This window comes from Tenacibaculum xiamenense, assembly GCF_964513065.1.
In the GTDB taxonomy this organism is placed as follows: domain Bacteria; phylum Bacteroidota; class Bacteroidia; order Flavobacteriales; family Flavobacteriaceae; genus Polaribacter; species Polaribacter xiamenense.
The window spans coordinates 50,628-67,252 of record NZ_CAZEQU010000038.1 but is presented as its reverse complement, the minus strand read 5'-3'; the positions used below and the strand labels follow the sequence as shown (position 1 = coordinate 67,252).

General features: G+C 31.6%; 15 protein-coding genes. 6 read left to right on the top strand and 9 right to left on the bottom strand.

The genetic code is table 11. The features are described 5' to 3' along the window. Positions 1 to 16: 16 nt before the first annotated feature. Positions 17 to 406, bottom strand: a complete 390-nt coding sequence (locus ACKTTV_RS17335) for a nuclear transport factor 2 family protein (RefSeq protein ID WP_408032132.1) — start codon at positions 404 to 406, stop codon at positions 17 to 19. A 135-nt stretch (positions 407 to 541) separates the two neighbouring features. Between ACKTTV_RS17335 and ACKTTV_RS17330 the strand changes: the two genes are divergently transcribed. Beyond that, a complete protein-coding gene (locus tag ACKTTV_RS17330; RefSeq protein ID WP_408032131.1) occupies positions 542 to 1,432 on the top strand; it encodes a LysR family transcriptional regulator in 891 nt (296 codons plus the stop codon). A gap of 30 nt (positions 1,433 to 1,462) precedes the next feature. Here ACKTTV_RS17330 and ACKTTV_RS17325 read toward each other — a convergent pair whose 3' ends face one another. The 3 genes from ACKTTV_RS17325 to ACKTTV_RS17315 all read right to left on the bottom strand — a co-directional run bounded on the left by ACKTTV_RS17325 (position 1,463) and on the right by ACKTTV_RS17315 (position 4,707). Then, the gene (locus ACKTTV_RS17325; protein ID WP_408032130.1) at positions 1,463 to 2,239 is read right to left on the bottom strand and encodes an alpha/beta fold hydrolase; all 777 of its coding nucleotides are present in this window, start codon (positions 2,237 to 2,239) and stop codon (positions 1,463 to 1,465) included. A 717-nt stretch (positions 2,240 to 2,956) separates the two neighbouring features. Further along, entirely contained in the window at positions 2,957 to 3,799 is an 843-nt protein-coding gene (locus ACKTTV_RS17320; protein WP_408032129.1) for an SGNH/GDSL hydrolase family protein, read from the bottom strand. Between the two features lie 20 nt (positions 3,800 to 3,819). After that, entirely contained in the window at positions 3,820 to 4,707 is an 888-nt protein-coding gene (locus tag ACKTTV_RS17315; protein ID WP_408032128.1) for a TolB family protein, read from the bottom strand. Between the two features lie 309 nt (positions 4,708 to 5,016). On the opposite strand from ACKTTV_RS17315, the gene ACKTTV_RS17310 reads away from it, so the two are divergent. After that, on the top strand, positions 5,017 to 5,595 hold the full coding sequence (locus tag ACKTTV_RS17310; RefSeq protein WP_408032127.1) for a hypothetical protein: 579 nt from the start codon (positions 5,017 to 5,019) through the stop codon (positions 5,593 to 5,595). Positions 5,596 to 5,724: 129 nt separating this feature from the next. On the opposite strand, the gene ACKTTV_RS17305 is transcribed toward ACKTTV_RS17310, so the two are convergent. Next, positions 5,725 to 6,342: an HmuY family protein gene (locus ACKTTV_RS17305; RefSeq protein WP_408032126.1), complete on the bottom strand. Its 618-nt coding sequence runs from the start codon at positions 6,340 to 6,342 to the stop codon at positions 5,725 to 5,727. A 21-nt stretch (positions 6,343 to 6,363) separates the two neighbouring features. Continuing rightward, complete coding sequence (locus ACKTTV_RS17300) at positions 6,364 to 8,418, bottom strand: TonB-dependent receptor plug domain-containing protein (RefSeq protein ID WP_408032212.1); 2,055 nt, start codon at positions 8,416 to 8,418, stop codon at positions 6,364 to 6,366. 128 nt (positions 8,419 to 8,546) lie between these two features. On the opposite strand from ACKTTV_RS17300, the gene ACKTTV_RS17295 reads away from it, so the two are divergent. Genes ACKTTV_RS17295 through ACKTTV_RS17280 form a run of 4 tightly spaced genes read left to right on the top strand, consistent with a single transcriptional unit; the run spans position 8,547 to position 13,664 of the window. Then, the gene (locus tag ACKTTV_RS17295; protein WP_408032125.1) at positions 8,547 to 9,446 is read left to right on the top strand and encodes a DUF6607 family protein; all 900 of its coding nucleotides are present in this window, start codon (positions 8,547 to 8,549) and stop codon (positions 9,444 to 9,446) included. A gap of 22 nt (positions 9,447 to 9,468) precedes the next feature. Next, positions 9,469 to 10,962, top strand: a complete 1,494-nt coding sequence (locus tag ACKTTV_RS17290; protein ID WP_408032124.1) for an ankyrin repeat domain-containing protein — start codon at positions 9,469 to 9,471, stop codon at positions 10,960 to 10,962. A 7-nt stretch (positions 10,963 to 10,969) separates the two neighbouring features. Then, entirely contained in the window at positions 10,970 to 11,455 is a 486-nt protein-coding gene (locus ACKTTV_RS17285; RefSeq protein ID WP_408032123.1) for a DUF2271 domain-containing protein, read from the top strand. A gap of 13 nt (positions 11,456 to 11,468) precedes the next feature. Next, a complete protein-coding gene (locus tag ACKTTV_RS17280) occupies positions 11,469 to 13,664 on the top strand; it encodes a PepSY domain-containing protein (protein ID WP_408032122.1) in 2,196 nt (731 codons plus the stop codon). A 26-nt stretch (positions 13,665 to 13,690) separates the two neighbouring features. On the opposite strand, the gene ACKTTV_RS17275 is transcribed toward ACKTTV_RS17280, so the two are convergent. From ACKTTV_RS17275 to ACKTTV_RS17265, 3 genes are read right to left on the bottom strand one after another with little or no spacing between them, the layout of a single operon-like run. Beyond that, on the bottom strand, positions 13,691 to 14,194 hold the full coding sequence (locus ACKTTV_RS17275) for a c-type cytochrome (protein ID WP_408032121.1): 504 nt from the start codon (positions 14,192 to 14,194) through the stop codon (positions 13,691 to 13,693). Positions 14,195 to 14,214: 20 nt separating this feature from the next. After that, the gene (locus ACKTTV_RS17270) at positions 14,215 to 14,847 is read right to left on the bottom strand and encodes a gluconate 2-dehydrogenase subunit 3 family protein (protein WP_408032120.1); all 633 of its coding nucleotides are present in this window, start codon (positions 14,845 to 14,847) and stop codon (positions 14,215 to 14,217) included. A gap of 10 nt (positions 14,848 to 14,857) precedes the next feature. Then, positions 14,858 to 16,564, bottom strand: coding sequence for a GMC oxidoreductase (locus ACKTTV_RS17265; protein WP_408032119.1), 1,707 nt, complete (start codon positions 16,562 to 16,564; stop codon positions 14,858 to 14,860). Positions 16,565 to 16,625 lie beyond the last annotated feature (61 nt).

Below are 16,625 nucleotides of genomic sequence, written 5' to 3'. Positions count from 1 at the left end.
TCGAGGTGCTTTTCTGTTACTTTATAATAGTTTCTAAATGCCAAATTTTTGAAACTATTTGCCATCCATTATCCCCATTAACAAATCCCAAATGGTCAACAAATATGTTTTGATGTGCTCTGATTCTAATTTTTACAGTCGCACACTTTGGTGATAACCAATCTATCATTAAAATTTCTGCTTCTAAATCTTGTCCTGTACTCGCTGGTGATATTCTTCCTCCAACATCATTGCTAAAGCTTTCTATTGGTTCAACAAAGACATTTTCACCATCTACATCAAAAAGACTTGAACTCTTATGAAATACTTTATTCAATTTTTCTGTATCGCAATAATGAATGGCTTCAAAATAGGTATGTATTGCTTTCAATAAATTATTCACCGAACTAACTTCTTGTTTCTGCATGATATTAAATTTAGTTTTTGTCAAAATTAAGGGTAACACCAAAGCATTTTTACATCGATAGATTGATCCTTTTTAATGTAAATGTGATTTTTTTTCAATTAATCTATTAACTACAAAACCTTAACTTTGATTTCTATGGAAATCAAGTATTTTAGATTAATAAAAACCATTGTCGATGAAGGTAGCATCGCTAATTCTGCGGGAAAACTATTTTTAACTCAATCAGCCTTAAGTCATCAATTAAAAGATCTCGAAGAAAGGCTAGGCTTTAAGGTTTTTATCAGATCTCGCAATAAATGGAAACTAACAGATGAAGGTTCTGAACTTTATAAACTAGGCAATGAAATACTTGAAAAAATAGATATCGGTTTCCAGAATATTAAACAGTTGCAAAATGGATCTGCTGGAACAATTAAGGTAAGTACAGAATGTTACAGTTTTTATCAAGGACTCGCTTCTTTTATCCAAAAAATGGCGGTGTTATATCCTGAAATTAATATTGATTTAATTCTTGAAGCGACTCATCAACCTATACCTAAAATTTTATCAAATGAAATTGACATTGCCTTGGTTACAACAAAACCTTCAAGTGATACTATATCAAGTATAGAAATATATGAAGATGAAATTTTTGCCATAATACACAAAGAGAATCCTTTGAGTGAAAAAAAAATTATAGAACCTTTCGATTTTGAGAATACCCACTTAATAATTCATTCTTTTCCTTTAGAAACCGTTTCTGTATATGAGCAATTTTTAAAACCTAATAAAATAACTCCAAAGAAGATTTCTGCCATTCCTCTCACAGAAGTTGCATTAGAAATGGTTCAAGCCAATATGGGAATTATATGTATGCCCAAGTGGGCTATAAATTCATTCAAGCTTTCGAACGACATAATGTTTAAACAAATAGGTAAAAATGGACTAAAGAGAACGCATTATTTAGTATATCGTAACTCAGATAAATCAAAAAAATATCTGCACGATTTTATTTCTAATTTTGAAGAACATTTTTCTCAAGACTAAGTCGTTTCAGTCATTTAAGTGTCACTTTTTTTACCTCATTTTTTGATCTATAAACCTGCTCACTCTTTCAAAAATTATTTCTGGTACTTCTTTATGCGGTGTGTGTTTAACTCCTGATAAAACCAATTGAGTTGACTCCCCTTTTGTTTGTCTAACAATTTCGGTTACTTGCTTTAAAGTTCCATATTCATCTTCCCCACCTTGAATTATAAGGGAGGGGCATTGAATATCTTTTAAAAATTCTTCAATATTCCAGTTTCTGAATTCTTTTGTTGTCCATGTAAAAGCCCAAGCCCAAAACATTTCGTTTGTTTTAGCTCCATGATATTTCTCCAACCTTGATTTTAAATTAGTGGTTTTATAGAGTTGAATAGCTTCTTCAATTCCTTTGATAGTAATATCCTCTACAAAAATGTGCGCTCCTTCTGCAATTACTCCTCGAATTTTTTCTGGATACTTTCCAGCTGTTATCAAAGCAATTGATCCTCCATCACTATGTCCAAAAAGAATAGCGTCATCAATTTGCCAAAAGTCTAATAGTTCCGAAAGTATATCCGCCTCCTGTTCCATATAATAATTGTTCCTTTTAGAATATGAGAACCCACAAGATTCACCATATCCCTGGCGATCATAAACAAGAACGTTACATTTCGTAAGTTCACCCAATTTAAAGGGAAAGTCTCTCCATAATTTTATACATCCTAAAGAATCGTGCAAAAAAATTATAGTTGGTCTGTCAGGAAATTTATCAATTCTTTTTATTGCAATTTTTTCAAATTCAATATTCGTTTCTTTCTGTAATTTCATATAATTCTTAATAGTTGTTAGTGGGTTTGTTTATGCTCTTTTTTTATGACAATTTATATCATTACTCACACTACGAATTTGCGATTTTAGAATAACTTCTTTAGTTAAGTTTTTTTAATATTTTCATAAAATGCATGCTTCGTTTAAGCATAAGAAATCTAAAGAATTTCTTTTATGTCATGTTTCTTATTTCCTTAAATAAAAATATTCTGCATTTGTTTTCTATCAAATACAGAATATTTCTAATTAATAAACATCATTCGAATATTAATCTTTTAATTTAACGAGCTAATTATGTCGTACTAACAGTAATTATTTTAGGTCTGCACCTAATTGATATACCTTATCTAGCCACGTTTTTCTGAATTCTTCACTAGAACCAGTGATTGTAGAAATATAGGTGAAATTTACAGGACTAATACCGCAAAACTCAAGCGTTGCTAGTTTAAATTGATTATTAAAACTTGCTTCATAATTTGTTCTTTATTTTTTTACAAAGTACAGCAGTACCCCCCCCTTAGAAAGGACATTTGTCTAATTAACATTTACTTTCTCCTAACGCCTTATCGAGCAACAATAATGATTAATTGGTTAAAATCAATTATTACAAATACTATACAAAATTATTTATAGATTTTGATAATATTATTCAGCTTTCTGGTATGACATTTATTTTCAAAACATCTATGATTAGTACTTCTTAGCATTGATTTTCTCTTATTCTGATATTCTCTTCAAAAAATCGGCTTTCTTGGGTTCAATTTCTCCAATAAATTTTAAATCGGACGGTTTTCTTTTTGTTAAAAGTTGATAAAAGATACATGCGTTTAAAAAAGCTCCATATTTATTGGGATGAGAATCATCTTCATATAACTCTATTTCTGGGTATTCTTTTAAAACTCTATAAAACTTATTCCCATTATCCGAGTTTAACAGTCCTAGCTCCTTGGAAATTTCATCGTATGAATTGTTTATTAATTTGATTTCGTCTTCCAAATTTTCCATTATCAATGAACAACACTTCTCTTTTTTAATAGCATGATCTATAAACTGAGATGGGTAACAATATTGCTTCGGATACTCATCTTTTGATGGCCATGTATTAAAAAGAATAAACTTACATTTAGGATTAATTGCAAGCTCCTTAATCTCCGAAATAGCTATAGCAGTTTTTAATCTTCTATTTTCAGGAATCATGACAGCAACAGTTCCTGTTTGAAGTATTATAATATCCCAACTTTTCCCCTTTATTTTTTTCTCAGTTTCTGTGAGTTCATGTTCTGCCTTTTTTCTTACACTAATTCCATTCTCTGTTCTTGAAACTATGATATCAGATAAATGTCCTGATAATGATTGTCCTGGATTCGTTATTTGATCAACCTTAATTTTCGAATCAGTTTCATTTAACATCTGTTGAAGGATTTGGGGCATATCATTATAATAAGTAAGGCTATTTCCAATGAATAATACATTCCTTTCTTCTAGAGAAACAACTCTACTTGATTTACAACTTACAATTGCGAATACTAAGATTATTACCAAAACTTTTCTTACAAACATGTGGCTCATTTTAATTAACTTTATCGTAACTCATTTTCAATATTAACCCATTTCACTTTCCAATTTTTGTCTTCATGCTTTCCAATCGTAAAAAATAGATATTTATTATCTGGTGTAACATAAGGATTTCCCTGTCCCGAATCGTTGATTCGATCGTTTAATTTTTTCGGTTCTCCCCAATTTCCTTTCCCATCATTAAAACTAATATATAAATCAAGTTGACTTCCAATTGCCGCATAAATTAGAAAATCTTCATTAGGAGAAACATATGGGGTACACTTTCTCTGATCTTCGATGTTGGAAAACGAAACCTTTTCAGCATCCCTAAAATGACTCCCTTCTTCTTTCGAATAATAAATATCCATTTCACTGTAATCTAAATTACTCACATGAAAAAATAAATTACCATTATTTGTCATTACAGGGTGTGAAACTAATTTATCTCTTAAATTCGGAATATCGACAAAAGTCGGGCTAGTCCATTTCCCGTTAACTTTTTCCGATTTCCAAATATGCCAAGTAGAAAGAACCTTTTCAATACCGACAGGTCTGGTTGAACTAAAATAAAGTACTTTTCCATCTGGGGAAAAACTCATTCCATGTTCATTATGGTCACTGTCAAAAAATGCCTTTTCAGGTTCAGACCAACCTTTTTCTAGTTTTTTAATTACATGTACATCAAAATTATCAAAATTCTTATCGGAAATTGTATAATAATATTCTTGTAAATTAGGACTGAATGCCCCTTTATGGATTAGCTTATTTTCAGGAATTAAACCATATTTAAAGTCTATTGGTATATCTTTAGGAACTTCATCTGTAGCCAGTAACATTTTTAGATTTTGGTTTTCCTTTCTACAACTCATAAGGGCTATAAAAATGTATAAAATAGTTATTATCTTTTTCATTCTTATCAATTGATTAGTTTCAAGAATATTTAATAGAGTTTACGAATATAAGCAACATGCAAAGCTTTATATTAGACTTATAAGGACAAATCAGAGTTTAAATTTTTCCAATAAACCAAAAATTAATTCTGTTTCTTACAAGTACTTTATCCTTATTTTAAAAAAAACAACCAGCCGAAACCACATATTTCACTAAAAATGATAACTTTGTAAAACCAAAAAAAGCTGCTATGATATATTTTATCCCTCAATAAATATAGAATCGTACTCTTTTTCGGCGTATTTTAAATCATTAAATTAAAAAATAATATGAAAAAAACATTTTTAAAGAGTTTCATAATGTTAATCTCTATGACAGTCTTGATGAGCTGTTCAAAATCTGATGAAGATATTAATTATAACTCAGATGATCTCCTTGGAGAATGGAATTTAGCGAGTTATACCTATTCAGGAAACTTTGATGTTTCAAATGGCACAATATCTCTATATACCGGAAACTTTGAAGGTAGAGCTATTAACATTGATGCGACTACTACTTTTACTGAAAACCCAAATAAGGCAAACTATTCTGGATCGTATGATCTTAGCGTACAACAATCTGACTCTAATGGACAAACAACGCAAGACACTTATGTTATAGGTAACACCACAAGTGTTGTAGATTGGGAACTTAGAGACAATCTTTTAATCCTTTCAAACGGAGAGCTAGTTGAAGTTGATTTACCTGATGAAATTAGTTCTTTTACAAATATTGGTGATGGAGACCTTGAAATTATTGAACTAACCTCGAATTCTTTAAAATTGAGAAAATCAATAGATCAAAATATTTCTCAAGGAGGTGCTACGGCTATTATTAAATTAGATATTGCAATAGATTATACGAGGTAATTGTTACAAAACAAACGAATAAAACGGAGGTTATAAAAGCTTCTGTTTTTTGCTTTAAAAAAGAATAGCCTAATCTTCCAGATTAGGCTATTCTACGTAACAAAAACTAACAAAATTCAATAAATATACTTACTGAAGTGCTTTATCACCTTTATTAGGATTGTATGTATAAGTAAAGGTGAAATATTTTGATTCTGATGAAGTATCCTCGTCTTTATAGTAGTTTAAAATTTCTACTTTAGCGTAGTGTCCATCATGTGTTTTTACAATTAATATTCTTCCAGGAGTCGGGGTAATAAGATGTGAACTGAAATTATAAGTATACCATCCATTTCCACTACCTTTTGTAACCGCTAGAGCATCTGCTGCGTCCTGTCTAAATTCTGAGTCTACTGGTGCTTCGGTGATTCCAGCAAAAGTTGATTCAACTAACACCATTGAAGCATCGTGAACCCTATCAATATCTTCTAATAAAAAACCTTTCTCTCCTCCGTTTACAATAATCTCGGTAGCTCTAAATGCGATATCCCAATTATCTCCTTCTACTTGTTTTCCTTCAGAAAAATTAAACTTTGTAAAAGGACCTGTATAATTACCTCTTCCTTCCGCTGGAGCGTGTAAATTTTCTATTTTTTTACTCTCAACTGGTTGAAGTTGTTGATCTGGTTCTTGATTTTCGTTACTGCTACAAGAAGCAAAAACGAAAGCTATAATTAAACTCCCTAAAACTGTTCTTAAATTTTTCATTGTATAATCCTTTGTTTGTATTTATATGTTTATTTGTATTCTTCCAAAAATTGTTCTCCCTAGTTGCAAATAGGCATCATTCGCTATAACATTTCCATTTGAATCAGTGAAATTAAATAGCTCTTTATTATTAATGGCAGTTTCGTTTAGCACATTATCAATACCTAATTGTAAATCAATGTTGTTAAATATGGTTTTATTAACAGTTAAATTAATTTGGGTAAGTGGCTTTACAAAGTTATCGAAGTCATCAATTACTGTGTTACCATTGGTATCAAATGGCACATATTCACTTCTATAGGTACCTCTTAAACTAACAGAAAATTTATGCTCGAAATTATCGTAGAACAACCTTGCATTAATCATGTGTCTTGAACGGTTTGGCAATCCAAAGTAAGAGGATGACAATAACTCTTGAGAAATTCCATTTTCATCTCTGTAAAATATTCCATCTTCAATTTTATCTAGATCTTCATTACTTCCTGTATCCAAAAATTGATACCCAGCTAATAATCGAAAGTTTTTGTTTAGCCTGTAGTTAAGATCTAGCTCAATTCCCTGAGTGAACACACTACTAATGTTTCTATATGAAAATGTTCTGGTTCCTTGAGGTAACCCTAAAACATCATAAGGAAGTTGTGTATCAAATGTATCTATCAGGTCTTTTATATTATTTCTAAAACCGTTTACATTTACCTTCAATCCATCAATTGGTTCCCATTGAAATCCAAAATTATATCCTATTGATGATTCCGTTTTCAATTCTTTTGGAATCGCACTTAAATTGGCTAATCCTCCGAATAGATTATGAATGGTATAAGTTCCTAAAACTATATAACCACTATTTACATTTCTAAAATCAAAATATAGCTGTCTAAAATCTGGGATTTTAAATCCGTATCCAACCGAACCTTTTAAAGTAAGCCTATCGTTTAACTCGTAACTAGTAGATATTTTAGGGCTAAATGCCGATTGGTAACTATCGCTTCCTTCATACCTTGCTCCTAAGATTACATTTAATTTAGATATTGGATTAAAATCATACTGTCCGTAGGCATACCAAGATTTAAACTCTTTTTCACCATTTATTGAAGTTCTATCCAACTTATCAAAGTTTCCTCCAAAACCACCTACTATTGTACTTGAATTTTCAAAACGATAAGTACTTCGAACTTCTGGTCTTAATAAACTTCTCTTGTTTACTGCTGATTCACCGTTAAACGAGCTTTTAGTTTTAAACTGAGTACCATATAAAGTATAGGTTACATCCCATCTATCTGAAATTTTCTGCTTCAATAATGCATTAAAGTTCCAGTCTGTTTGGATATTGGTTATATCACCTACATACTGCTCTTGATTATAATATCTTCCAGATAAATCGAACTCTAACGATTCAGATATATCATATAAAAATCTCGAATTGAAAGTATAATTTTGATGAGGATTAACAGTTTTGGAAAGTGATAATGGAGTTAAATCAAAACCTCCACTTGAGTTTAAATTAACCCCAGCAACAAGCCCTATTTTGTTTCTTCTATAAGTAAAGTTACTATTTACATCTAGTTCATTTCTAGCACCTCCACGAGTCAAAACGTGAAATTGGCCATCTAGACTTTCTCTTACAGGTTTTTCCGTTATTATATTAATAACTCCTCCCATAGCTTCAGAACCATAGAGCGCAGAAGACGGCCCTTTCACAATTTCAATTTGTTTTATATTATTGACTGTAATTCTATTCAAGTCAATATTTCCAGCAACTCTTCCCACGATTGGAACTCCATCTATCATAATTAAAGTATAGTCTGCTGCTACACCTTGTAGCTGAACTCCTTCTGAGTTACCTACATCCTGTACAATGGTAATTCCTGTTTGTTCTAATAATATGTCTTTTAACCTGACTGAACCTGATCTTTGAATTTGCTTTTTTGAAACCAAAGTCACTGGCATAGGTACTGACGATAACTGTCTTTTGGTCCTTGTAGCCGTTACAATAACCTCATCAAGATCGTTATTCTTAATAGTGTCTTTCTTTTTTTCAAGATCTACTTGAGAAAACATCGTAACACTGAATAACATAGATGTCAAACACAGTTTATTTAGAAACATTCTTAATAATTTTTTGATGCAAATATATAAGTTATTTTGAATCGGTCTAAATAAATTTTATATTTTTGCGAATATATTTAATCTAAATAAAGAAACAAATGAAGAAAAGTATTTTATCAATTATTGCTTTAGCACTCTCTATCAGTGCTGTTCAAGCTCAAAAGAGTAAAGACAGAGAAGCAATAAAAAAAATGTGTGGATGCTTTGAGGTTACATTTAATTTTGCTGAAACTTTCAATAATAGTAAAGACTCTCTTTATAAGCCGTCAAAAACTAAGTCCGACAAGGCTTTAGAATGGGCTCAACTAGTTGAAAATGAAAGCAACAAAATTTCAATTCAACATTTATTACAAGTAGGAAACCCTGCATCACCTCATATCGTAAAGCACTGGCGTCAGGACTGGGCTTATCAAAATCAAGATTTTTACATGTATAATGGTGATAATGTTTGGATTTATGAAAACAAATCAAAAAAGGATGTAAAGAAACAATGGACTCAAAAAGTGTTTCAAGTGGACGACAGCCCAAGATATGAAGGTTCTGGACATTGGGTACACTTAAACGGTAAAAGCTACTGGGAAAGTACTACAGATGCTCCATTACCTCGACGTGAATACACTAAAAGAAGCGATTATAACGTAACTGTAAGAGGAAACAGACACGAAATTACTGATTATGGATGGCTACATGATCAAGACAATCAGAAAGTTGTGAGAAAGGCAAATGAGAAAGATTTTGTTTTAGCTCATGAAAAAGGATACAATACTTATGTACGTGTTCCAGATAGTAGATGTAAAGCTGCTCAAGATTGGTGGACTTCTCACTCTGCTAAATGGCAAACTGTAAGAAACAAATGGAGTGACGTATATGGAAGAAATACAAACTTATCATTAAAGAAAAAAGTTGATAATAAGGCTTTATACAAGCATCTATTTTCTGATAAAGTATCTAAAGAGGAAGATATCAATCAAATTATAGAATCATTTATTAATTTATAAACTATTATAGTTCTTTTACCAAATGAACAGAAAACAACTTACCGCTATTTTCATTTTTTGTGTAGGAATGATTGCTGCACAAACAAAGAACGAATTTTTAGATCGCAAGTTTTGGCAAACAAACCCGACTGTACAAACCGTAAAGCAAAAAATTTCTGAGGGAAATAATCCAACTGCATTAAATGCTTATGGATTCGATGCTGTTGTATATGCGATACTAGAGAAAACAAACAACGATGCCATAAAACACCTTCTTTCTATCAAAGGAAATGATGTTAACAAATTAACTCACGACAAAAGAACCTATGTTTTTTGGGCTGCTTATGCCAATAATGTTGAATTAATGGAACATTTAATTGCAAATAAAGCAAGAATGGACTTAAAAGATTCTCATAATTTCTCAGTGTCAACATTTGCTGCTGCCACAGGGAAAGACAATACTAAAATTTATGATTTATGTATTGAAAATGGTATTGATATTAAAAATGACTCCGATGAACATGGTGCTAATGCTCTTTTATTAGCTTCTGGAAGCTTGAAAGATTTTTCTTTAATTGATTACTTCGTATCGAAAGGAATTGATATTAATAGCAGAGATCATGATGGAAATGGAATTTTTAATTATGTAGCCAAAAGTGGAAACAAAGACTTTCTGGATAAATTAAAAACCAAAGGTATCTCAATTGATAAGTTAAATAAAAAGGGGGAAAATGCTCTTTTCTTAGCTACCAGAGGATCAAGAAAAGGATACAACTCACTAGAGTATTTAAAGTACTTAGAAAGTTTAGGTTTAGAAGTAAATGTGGTGAATAAGGATGGAAATACTCCTTTACATAACTTAGCTTATGGAAACAAAGATCTTAAAACTCTTCAATATTTCTTAGACAAAGGAGTAAATCCGAATCAAGTTAACGAAGAAGGAAATTCTGTTTTAATGCATGCTGCATACAGAAATTCATTAGAGGTTGTTAGTCTTTTTGCTAATAAAACGAAAAACATCAATCATAAGAATAAGGATGGTAACTCGGCTTTAACAGCTTCAGTTGCAGGAAATGCATCTGATATCGTAAAATTTATTTTGGACAAAGGCGGCGATATTAACTTAATTGACACCAAAGGAAATTCTTTAGCTTATTATTTGATAGAGAGTTATGGAGATCGTTATAAAGAAGACTTCAAAAAGAAGAAAGATCTTTTAGTAAACAATGGGTTAAACCTAAATAAAATACAAGCTGGTAAAAATACCTTATTTCATTTAGCAATTGATAAAAATAGCCTTAATTTGCTCAAAGAAATTAGTTCTTTAAATCTTGATATTAACGCAAAAAATAGTGACGGTTTAACTGTACTACATAAGGCAGTAATGTCAGCTAAGGACACAAAAATCATCGAATACTTATTAAGTATTGGCGCTAAAAAGTCAATAACTACTGAATTTGGTGAAACTGTGTTCGACTTAGCAAAAGAAAATGAAATACTTAGTTCTAAAAATATAGATATTAACTTTTTAAAATAGTTCAATTATGATGGCAAAAAAAATATTTGCTCTTGTATTAATTAGCTCTTTATTTTTATTTGGATTTACCAGAATTGCAGAAGAAACTTCTTTTAAATGTATGATTCAAATGAAAAATTATACTGGTGAAGGAGCTTATATTGTAATTTCAGTATTAGATAAAAACGACAAATATGTTGAAACCTTGTACGTACAAGGAGATGACGAAGAATGGTATTCTGATATCACCGAATGGTGGAACTTCCAAGGAAAAGTTAGAGCCGATATCGATGCTATAACGGGAGCTACTATTAGTGGAGGGAATAGAGCTATTAGTGTTATTAAAATAGATAATGACAAAATAGATCAAGGGTACAAATTACGTTTTGAATCTGCTGTTGAAGATCAAGAATATTATAAAGATGATGTTCAATTCGAATTAACTTCAGAAAACTTAAAAAACAAAATAGAAGGAAAAGGCTTTATAAGATATATCCGCCTTATTTCTCAATAATTGTTCATAACATATGACCATTTCTATTTGGAGATATAGCCATTTAACTTTGGCTATATCTTCTTTCATTTTTATACTCATTGCTTCTGTTACAGGAGCTATTTTAGCTATAGAACCTATTGAGGTTCAAAGTTCAGAGGCAAGTATTTCAAATTTGAATAACTACAACTTGGCAGAAACTCTTGATTTATTAGCTAATGAATATGCAGAAGTAATATCTCTTGATATAGACGAAAACGACAGAGTTAAAGCCTCTGTGGTTACTAAAAATGGTAAGAGTGAAACGTTTTTTATTCATCCAAGTACAGGTAAAAAAGCAGGTGATATTATTAAAAGAAAACCTATTTACAAATTTGCCACCAGTTTACACAGATCATTATTTCTTAAGTCAACAGGACGTTTCATCGTTGCTTTTATTTCTTTTTTATTATTAATTATTGCCATTACTGGAATTATTTTAATAACTAAAAGACAAGGAGGGATTCATAAATTCTTCTCAAAAATAGTTAAAGAACAATTTGAGCAATATTACCATATTGTAGTTGGGCGCTTTACACTTATTCCAATAATCATAATAACCATTACTGGGATTTATTTGTCGTTGGAGAAGTTTTCTTTACTTCCAAAAGATAAAATAAATCACACCCCTACTTTTACGAAAAAAACACTTCCAAAGAAAGAACTTTCAGAGTTTAGCATTTTTCAACAAACTCCACTTTCAAACATGAGAAGTCTTGAATTTCCTTTTTCTCCTGACGAGGAAGATTATTTCTCTTTAACATTAAAACACAAAGAACTTCTTGTTCATCAATATTCAGGGAAAGTTTTGAGCTCATATATCTATAGTAACACAACAAATTTCCTTGACTTAAGCTTTATTTTACATACAGGAAATGGAAGTTCCATTTGGGCCATAATACTATTCCTTTCCTGCATTGCTATTCTGTTTTTTATTTATTCTGGGTTTGCCATTACCTTTCAAAGAAGACGAAAATCGGTTGGTCTTATCAAAAACAAATACACTAAAGATGAAGCCGAATTCATAATTCTTACTGGATCAGAAACAAACAACACCATCTATTTCGCAAACGCATTATACAATGCTCTTTTAAAAGATAACAGAAGTGTCTATTCTGCATATTTAAACGATTACGAACTATACAAACGGGCAAAATATTTAATTGTATTAACATCAACTTATGGAGATGGAGAAGCTCCTTTAAACGCCAAGAAGTTTGAATCTCTTTTGGCTACAACAAAACCTCTACAATCAATGAAATATACCGTTGTTGGATTTGGTTCTTTGGCGTATCCTAAATATTGTGAATATGCTATTCAGGTTAATGAATTACTAGATAAAAAAGAAGGCTTCTCTTCTATACTATCGCTAACTAAGGTCAACAATCAGTCTTTAGATAGTTTTAAAAATTGGGTTTTTAAACTTAATGAAACACTCGAAATAAACTTGAATGTTACTCTAGAAAAACGTATTCCTAAAAAACAAAGTTCTTTCAGTATCGTTTCCAAGACGGACCTAAACTCTGACAATACATTTTTGTTAGAACTAAAACCAAATAAAAAAGAAAAATTCAAATCAGGAGATCTTCTTGCTCTCTATCCAGAAAAAGATGGAATTGAAAGACTCTATTCAATTGCTAGAGTAAATAATCATATTTTATTAAGTATTAAAAAGCATGAATTAGGAATTTGTTCAAACTATTTAAGTACTGTTGAAAATGATCAATCCATTAATGGTTTAATAAAAAGCAACTCTGATTTCCACTTTCCTAAAAAATCAAAAGAGGTTTTATTAATATCTAATGGAACAGGAATCGCTCCTTTTTTAGGAATGATTGATGAAAACAATACAAAAACAAAAACGCATCTCTTCTGGGGAGGAAGAACATCTGAATCTTTTGAACTTTATAAGGATCATATTAGTACATATCTTAAAAATGGAAAGCTTTCCTCTTTTTATAATGGATACTCTCAAGAAGGCCTAGAGAAAACCTATGTTCAGGACGTTTTGAATGAGCAGCAAAACATTGTCCGTTCGACTTTAAAAAGTAAAGGTTGTATATACATTTGTGGGTCCATTGCAATGATGAACGAAGTCCTTAAAATAATTGAATTGATAGCAAATAATGAGTTAGGCATTTCTGTAGAAACTCTCAAAAAGGAAAAAAGAATAAAAACAGATTGTTACTAATTTTTATTCTTTTCTAATTAATTCACTTATAAAGTTCTAATAAACTCTAAAATACTTCGGGCCTCTTCTTCTGTGAGATTTTGCCCAACCATTAAGAGATTATTATAATCTTTCAATAATTGTTTTGCAATAGGATCTTTCTTGGTCATTTCCATTGGATTTAACATCATATTCATTACCCACTCTGGAGACCTTTTCGCCAACAAGCCCTTCATCGGAGGTCCTAAAAACTTTTTCTCAGCTTTGTGGCAACTAGTGCATTTTTTCTTAAAATGTTCTGCTCCTATGTTCGCCACAGCTTGATCAATGTCACCCAACTCGATTGATTTAACAGGACCAATTCCTTTATTTTCCAAATCGATTATTTCCTTTTTCTCAACCGTCTCTTTTTTCTTCTCAACTTTCTCAGGCGCAGAAACGGTAGTATCTTTTGAGTTGTTCTGATTTTTCTCTTTTTTATCAGAACAACTACCAAAAATTAATGCAATACAAAGCACCATTTGCAATATCCAAAAATTACTTTTCTTCATTTGTTTCACTATTTAAACAATTACAATGAATATGCTTTAGTTGATGACATATCAATATCTATACAACCTTCTTGTTTCCCCGGAACAGGATCATAATTCAAAATCTCTTCTCCTACTCGTTCCGTGTTCTTATAAGCAAATATGCTCAAGTTTCTTATTCCATCAAGCGTTACATAGCTAAGAACATCACTATCGATATCTTTCTCATTTTTAACCGCTAAGAAAAAACTCTCCATTATATCTTCATGTTCTTGCTTACTTTTCTTTAGAATTTTAGCCATTTCTGCTTCCACCTCAGATTCTTTAACATCAAAAAAGTTGATTGACTCTTTGGTACCTTTGAATATATTTACAATAGTTTCAACGCCTTTACGATAAAGCTTTTGATCTTTTTCTTCAAAAACCTCAGCCACATATCTATCAATAAACTGCGGAACATTTACTTCAGTAGCACTTGGAGAATCTTCCGTTTTTGGCAACATGATATCTACAATTGTATTCAACAAAGGAACCTCCTCAACAGTAAAAAACTTCGGAGTCCAAGATATTTTCTGCTCTTTTGCACAACTCTGTAATAAACTTAGGGCTGTTGGTGTTACTACTAGCGCTCCAACGGATAAGCCTAAACCTTTTAAAACCTCTCTTCTGTTCATAATTACTGTTTTATAAATTTCCTTTTTTAAGTTCGCTCACTGCATAATTTGCTGCTCTTGCTGTCATTGCCATATAGGTTAGTGATGGATTTTGACAAGCCGACGACGTCATTGCGGCACCGTCTGTTACAAAAACATTTTTAACACTATGCACCTGATTATATTTATTCAATACTGATGTTTTCGGGTCTCTTCCCATTCTCGCAGTTCCCATTTCATGAATTCCTAGTCCAGGAGCTCCAATACTGTCCATTGGTTTAATATCTTTGAATCCTGCTTTGTCTAACATTTCCATACCCTGTTGAATCATGTCTTTTCGCATGTTCAGTTCATTCTCTTTGAATTCTGCATCAAACGTTACAGTAGGTAAGCCCCATTTATCTTTTTTATCATAATCCAAGAACATCAAGTTTTCATGATATGGTAAGGTTTCACCAAACCCCATCAATCCCATTGTCCATCCTCCAGGCTGCATAATTGCCTCCTTTAAAGCCTTTCCATAACTTAACTCACGAATACTGCCTGACCAATCTTGTCTACTTGCTCCTCCTTGATATCCATAACCTCTTAAAAAACTCTTTTGATTAGTATCTCCTCCTAAATTTCTGAACCTCGGAATATAAATACCGTTCGGACGTCTTCCTGAATAATACTTATCGTTAAAACCGTCAAACTTCCCATAAGCTCCAGCTTTAAAATGATGATCCATTATATTGTGCCCCAACTCGCCAGAATCATTCCCCATTCCATCAGGAAACCTATCAGATTTAGAGTTCAATAAAATGTATGTTGAAGCAATGGCAGATGCACATAAAAAAATCACCTTGGCTTTGTACTCTATCGTTTTATTTGTTTCGGCATCTATAATTTTTACTCCTGTTGCTTTTTTAGAATCCTTATCATACACCACTTCATATACAATAGAATTTGGGCGAATAGTCAAATTACCCGTTGCTTCCGCGGCTGGTAAAGTAGAAGAATTACTGCTAAAGTAGGCTCCGAAAGGACAGCCTCTCATACACCTATTTCTATATTGACAGTTAACTCTACCTTTTCCAGGTTTTGTACCTTCCGTGATATGAGCTGTTCTACCAATAGTTAACAAACGATCTTCATAATTATCTGCAATACTATCTTTTAAATGTGTTTCTACGCAATTTAACTCCATAGGTTTTAAAAACTTACCATCAGGCAATTGTTTTAAGCCTAAATTTTGACCACTTACTCCAATATATTCTTCCACATAATCATACCAAGGTGCTAAATCTTTATATCTAATTGGCCAATCTACAGCAATTCCTTCTTTAGCATTTGCTTCAAAGTCAATATCACTTAAACGATAGCTTTGTCGTCCCCACATAAGAGATCTACCCCCTACATGATATCCACGTATCCAATCGAACCGTTTCGTTTCATTATAAGGATGTTCAATATCATCTACAAAAAAATGACTTCTATACTTTCGAGTGGTATATCCTGTTCTATGTTGTTTCTCTTGTCGTTTAATATCTTCTTGAGTAGGCTTTCCAGCATTTGGATAATCCCAAGGGTCTAAATTTGCGGTTGGATAGTCGGTTGGATGATTTACCATTCTACCCCTTTCTAAAACCAAAGTTTTAAGTCCTTTCTCACACAACTCCTTCGCTGCCCATCCTCCTGAAATTCCACTTCCTACAACAATTGCATCGTAAGAATTTACATCTTTAGTTATATTCATTAGCTTGTATTTTAAAGGTTATGATAGTTTTTGTTGGTAAGAAAATTAGTTAAAGATTTTT

Bases quoted from the DNA above. Each gene is read 5' to 3' on its own strand.
- ACKTTV_RS17335 (WP_408032132.1), bottom strand. From the start codon at position 406: ATGCAGAAACAAGAAGTTAGTTCGGTGAATAATTTATTGAAAGCAATA.
- ACKTTV_RS17330 (WP_408032131.1), top strand. From the start codon at position 542: ATGGAAATCAAGTATTTTAGATTAATAAAAACCATTGTCGATGAAGGT.
- ACKTTV_RS17325 (WP_408032130.1), bottom strand. From the start codon at position 2,239: ATGAAATTACAGAAAGAAACGAATATTGAATTTGAAAAAATTGCAATA.
- ACKTTV_RS17320 (WP_408032129.1), bottom strand. From the start codon at position 3,799: ATGTTTGTAAGAAAAGTTTTGGTAATAATCTTAGTATTCGCAATTGTA.
- ACKTTV_RS17315 (WP_408032128.1), bottom strand. From the start codon at position 4,707: ATGAAAAAGATAATAACTATTTTATACATTTTTATAGCCCTTATGAGT.
- ACKTTV_RS17310 (WP_408032127.1), top strand. From the start codon at position 5,017: ATGAAAAAAACATTTTTAAAGAGTTTCATAATGTTAATCTCTATGACA.
- ACKTTV_RS17305 (WP_408032126.1), bottom strand. From the start codon at position 6,342: ATGAAAAATTTAAGAACAGTTTTAGGGAGTTTAATTATAGCTTTCGTT.
- ACKTTV_RS17300 (WP_408032212.1), bottom strand. From the start codon at position 8,418: ATGTTATTCAGTGTTACGATGTTTTCTCAAGTAGATCTTGAAAAAAAG.
- ACKTTV_RS17295 (WP_408032125.1), top strand. From the start codon at position 8,547: ATGAAGAAAAGTATTTTATCAATTATTGCTTTAGCACTCTCTATCAGT.
- ACKTTV_RS17290 (WP_408032124.1), top strand. From the start codon at position 9,469: ATGAACAGAAAACAACTTACCGCTATTTTCATTTTTTGTGTAGGAATG.
- ACKTTV_RS17285 (WP_408032123.1), top strand. From the start codon at position 10,970: ATGATGGCAAAAAAAATATTTGCTCTTGTATTAATTAGCTCTTTATTT.
- ACKTTV_RS17280 (WP_408032122.1), top strand. From the start codon at position 11,469: ATGACCATTTCTATTTGGAGATATAGCCATTTAACTTTGGCTATATCT.
- ACKTTV_RS17275 (WP_408032121.1), bottom strand. From the start codon at position 14,194: ATGAAGAAAAGTAATTTTTGGATATTGCAAATGGTGCTTTGTATTGCA.
- ACKTTV_RS17270 (WP_408032120.1), bottom strand. From the start codon at position 14,847: ATGAACAGAAGAGAGGTTTTAAAAGGTTTAGGCTTATCCGTTGGAGCG.
- ACKTTV_RS17265 (WP_408032119.1), bottom strand. From the start codon at position 16,564: ATGAATATAACTAAAGATGTAAATTCTTACGATGCAATTGTTGTAGGA.